This window comes from Terriglobus sp. YAF25 (genome assembly GCF_052113305.1).
Lineage (GTDB): Bacteria > Acidobacteriota > Terriglobia > Terriglobales > Acidobacteriaceae > Terriglobus.
Genome location: NZ_JBFRCY010000771.1, coordinates 1 through 3,580, shown reverse-complemented (window position 1 = coordinate 3,580; position 3,580 = coordinate 1). Strand labels below are relative to the sequence as shown.

The following is a 3,580-nucleotide window of genomic DNA, read 5'->3' as shown; positions in this document are numbered from 1 at the left end:
GTCGAGAAGGGGATGTTGGTGTCGTCGTGGAAGTCGACGTACACGCGAATGTCCGTGTTCAGAGAGCCCATCTGGGGCATGCCGGCTCGGTCTTTATCCGTAGAAAATGCCACCTGGATCGAGAGGCAATCGAACTTCTGTCCGTCAATGGTGCAGGTGCTGCGGTATGGAGCTGCCATTTGGGGGAATCCTTTCGGCTGTGCGCAGATTGCGCGAATCATTTTTGCGAGCAGAGCGTGGACGTCGGTGCCGGTGTCCTTAGTTGCTCAGGCGGATGTCCTGGAAGTTCTGCTGATTCAATGCCGGCTCGATATCGAGTACGAGCATGTGATTCAACGTGGGCGAGGTGCCTTCGGCAAGAACGTCTTCCGTGCTGCCTGCCTGTGTACGGGTCAGGAAGTCAAGAGGGTTTGAGGTCTCGAAGCGGCGGATCCAGCCGTTGAAGCTATAGGAAATCAGCGCATCCTGCTGCGAATCGTCTTTCCAGAATTCGATCTTTACCGGCTTGATCTTGTCACGGGTAACGACATTGGCCAGATCGAACAGGTGCTTGACCGTCGAGAAGGGAAGGTTCTGATCGTCGTGAAGATCGGCCCATACCCGGATCTTGGTCGCGAGCGAACCCATCTGGGCAACGCCGGCGCGATCCTTGGCGGTGTTGAACTTCACGCTGGTTGTGACGGCCTGAAACTTCTGGCCATCGATGGTGACTGTCGTACGATATGGATTTGCCATGAGCTCTCCTTAGTGTGATTGGCGAAATTGTCCCTTCGTACTAGACCGAATCGCCGGGTCGAATAAGTTTTTGAAGCAGGGATTGCACCCGGTTTGCCACATACTGCAAAGCCGCCGGGGCTGAAGAACCTGAGGTATCGGTCGGACGGAGTACCTGCAGGTTCTCGTCGTGCGCCAGGGTTTGGACTTGCTCTCCCTCCGCGCGATCTTGTTGACATGAGGCAGCGTGCTCCTCGCCCGCATTCTGAATAGCTTGTGTTACAGGAGAATGAGGTTGCACACCACGTGATGTTCCTCGCATCGAAAGGGTGACACCGTTCACATGAGGATCCATACCGGCTGCTTTGCGCTGCTCGGCATCGCGTGCTGCAGAACCCGCGGCAATACGGAAGTTGGGGCGCTCTGCTGGTGCGGATTCACTCTCCGCACTCTCAGCAGCGCTACCCGGACGCAGACCATGTATGGTGAATCTCAGCTGGGCCATGTTCGACGCTCTGGATGGTTTGAATTACGCTTTTGCAGGTTCCGGACGGCTGAACTCAGGGACGTCGATCTTCAGAACAAACGTCTCGGCTGGTCCGGTCGGCATCACGTTTAGCGTGATGTCACAGATACCCTGCATACGCTTGTTTGAATCCTTATCGACAAACAGGTCATAGCCGAGGATCGTACCCTGTTCCACCTGTTCGTCGAGAAGCCTCTTGAGCGGGGTTTCAGACGCTCCATGGAGAGATGCTCCATCTCGCCGATCAACGGTTCGATGYGGGCTTTCATCGCTCCATTGACTCGTCCAAAGCGTGAACCGACAGGACCCTGTGCCAGACCTTGAGCATCATCCGCGCGCGCAACCGCTCCTGCGAACACCATGGATGGTGGACCATACAGCCCATCCTGTGCATCGGCATCTTTCTCGAACCAGTGAGCCTCGCGCAACTGGAGATAGCCCATCAAGCATACGTCGGCCGCGGCCTGGTCTTCCGGACGCTTCAGGAACTCGTACTTGCCGCCGGGAAGGAAGTTGCGCTCAACGTTTTTGAAGGATTTCTCGTCGTCCAGGTCGCCAATCAGCAGCATGCCCCAGGCGTTGGCCAGTGTTTCCAGCTTCTCGCGAATGGGCTGAGGATAGTAGCCCGGAACCACCAGGTTACAGATGTCGTCACGGAAGTTGAAGTTATCGTTTCGCTGTACGACAAAATGCTCCATGGCGGCGATGTTCATCGAAAAGATGTCTTTCATCGCCTTGGCATCGGCATTCAGAATATAGAGCTCAACCGGTTTGCGAACCTTGCCGTCGCCGACCTTCGCATTCTCGAAGAAGAGCTGCAGTTGACGGTATGAGAGTTCAAGCGGGCGGATCTGTTCAAAGACCTGGCGCAGCAATTCATCGCGGACGCTCTCGGCACTGTCGATTTGGCCCTGAAGCTTCTTGACCGTCTCGTCGTAGGTGTCGTCAGCGCTGATGAGCTGTTCGAAGTTCGTCAGCTGTGACAGAAACTCCTTCGCTGACTGTGCGGAGAAGATACTCGCGATCTCCCGCTTTTCATTGGTAAGGCCGGGATGCAGGTCCGCGAAGATATCCTGCAACAGCTCGCGTGCCGGGCTGTCGGCGATGATCTGTTCTGTCGTGAGAGTAGGTGTTTGTGTCTCTGCCATGGCTACTTCTCTCCTTCCGCAACGCGCTCGAGCTCGCTGCGCAACTTGCCAAGTGCTTCTACGATCTCTTTACGCTGTTCCGCATTTCCCCAGGCTCTGCGTACCGTCGGCAGCTTCCATCGGTCTTTCAAGCGATAGAGCAGATCGATATTTGCTCTAAGATCGGCGAGATCGTTGCGCAGATAGCTCACATTGCCGTCAGCGTCGCGAACTTCATGGCGCTTCTGCAGATTTTCGGGTTCGAAATCCTTGATCGAACGAAACTGAAGGTCCGCGCGAAATTCGGTTTCGCCATCACCGGTATAGCCACGGAAGTTAAGCTTCGGCTCGAATTTGCGGAAGGCATCTTGCAAATCTTCGACCTTGGCGAGCGCTTCGGTTTCCGAAGCGGCTTCACCACCGACTCGATTGATCGTCATGGGCAGCATGGCTGCGGCGGTGGAGGTGGGGACCTTACGAACTGCTGGGGTAACACCCTTGCGAACAACTTTTACCAAAGGCATAAGGGGGAGGCTCCTGTTGGTCTATCGGTCGAAGGTGAGTCTCGTTCGTGAGAACTCATCTCGCGGTTGAATTTGGGTTGTCTGGGAGGCTGAGCGCTGAATGGGAACACTGACTGCCCCGTTCGTTTCGAAGCCTGATGGGGGAGTTTCTATAGATCGAATCTGGACACTGGATGCGGAAGTAACGGCGGCTCCATTGCTCCATCGTTTGGAGCGTTGGGGAACCATGCCCGCGTACTGTTCACCCCAGATGAGCCGAGGAACCCAGAACCAGAGAATCAGCATTGCCACAAATGCCGCCGCAAAAAGTAATGTATGCAGAACGAACATGGTCCAACCGGATTCGGCAGAAGGGTGGACCTGGATCAAAGCCTGCAATTCCGGTGCCAATGCAAGGCGCGTAAATGTCGGAGCATTCGTAGCCGGCGCAATCCAACGTATAGGGGCACTTTGAAGGGAAGCTCCATCCATGGTCCGGAAGGTTGCGTTCCATTGATGATCGTGTCCCATCAATGCAATGCGAGAGCTCTCCGAGAGCAGCCATGTTATCTGCATCTCGTGGCTGACAGCCGAGCGGCTTGAGTGCAGCGCGGCCAGCAGTTCACCCGCATCCGACGCGTAGAAAAATCGTTTTGAGAGTTTCTGCACCCGCATCCGACGCGTAGAAAAATCGTTTTGAGAGTTTCTGC

The 3,580-nt window shown here is 55.4% G+C and carries 4 protein-coding genes; all 4 read right to left on the bottom strand.

Annotated elements, in window-relative coordinates; translation table 11 throughout:
* Nucleotides 1–258: 258 nt before the first annotated feature.
* The 4 genes from AB4043_RS23520 to AB4043_RS23505 all read right to left on the bottom strand — a co-directional run bounded on the left by AB4043_RS23520 (nt 259) and on the right by AB4043_RS23505 (nt 2,891).
* Nucleotides 259–735 (bottom strand): hypothetical protein, encoded by a 477-nt coding sequence (locus AB4043_RS23520; protein ID WP_442302598.1) that lies wholly within the window; start codon nt 733–735, stop codon nt 259–261.
* A gap of 40 nt (nt 736–775) precedes the next feature.
* Entirely contained in the window at nt 776–1,219 is a 444-nt protein-coding gene (locus tag AB4043_RS23515; RefSeq protein ID WP_442302597.1) for a hypothetical protein, read from the bottom strand.
* Between the two features lie 110 nt (nt 1,220–1,329).
* Nucleotides 1,330–2,388 (bottom strand): hypothetical protein, encoded by a 1,059-nt coding sequence (locus AB4043_RS23510; RefSeq protein WP_442308261.1) that lies wholly within the window; start codon nt 2,386–2,388, stop codon nt 1,330–1,332.
* 2 nt (nt 2,389–2,390) lie between these two features.
* On the bottom strand, nt 2,391–2,891 hold the full coding sequence (locus AB4043_RS23505; protein WP_442302595.1) for a hypothetical protein: 501 nt from the start codon (nt 2,889–2,891) through the stop codon (nt 2,391–2,393).
* Nucleotides 2,892–3,580: the final 689 nt, after the last annotated feature.

Coding starts and splice junctions, on each gene's coding strand:
- AB4043_RS23515 (WP_442302597.1), bottom strand. CDS start 1,219: ATGGCCCAGCTGAGATTCACCATACATGGTCTGCGTCCGGGTAGCGCT.
- AB4043_RS23520 (WP_442302598.1), bottom strand. CDS start 735: ATGGCAAATCCATATCGTACGACAGTCACCATCGATGGCCAGAAGTTT.
- AB4043_RS23505 (WP_442302595.1), bottom strand. CDS start 2,891: ATGCCTTTGGTAAAAGTTGTTCGCAAGGGTGTTACCCCAGCAGTTCGT.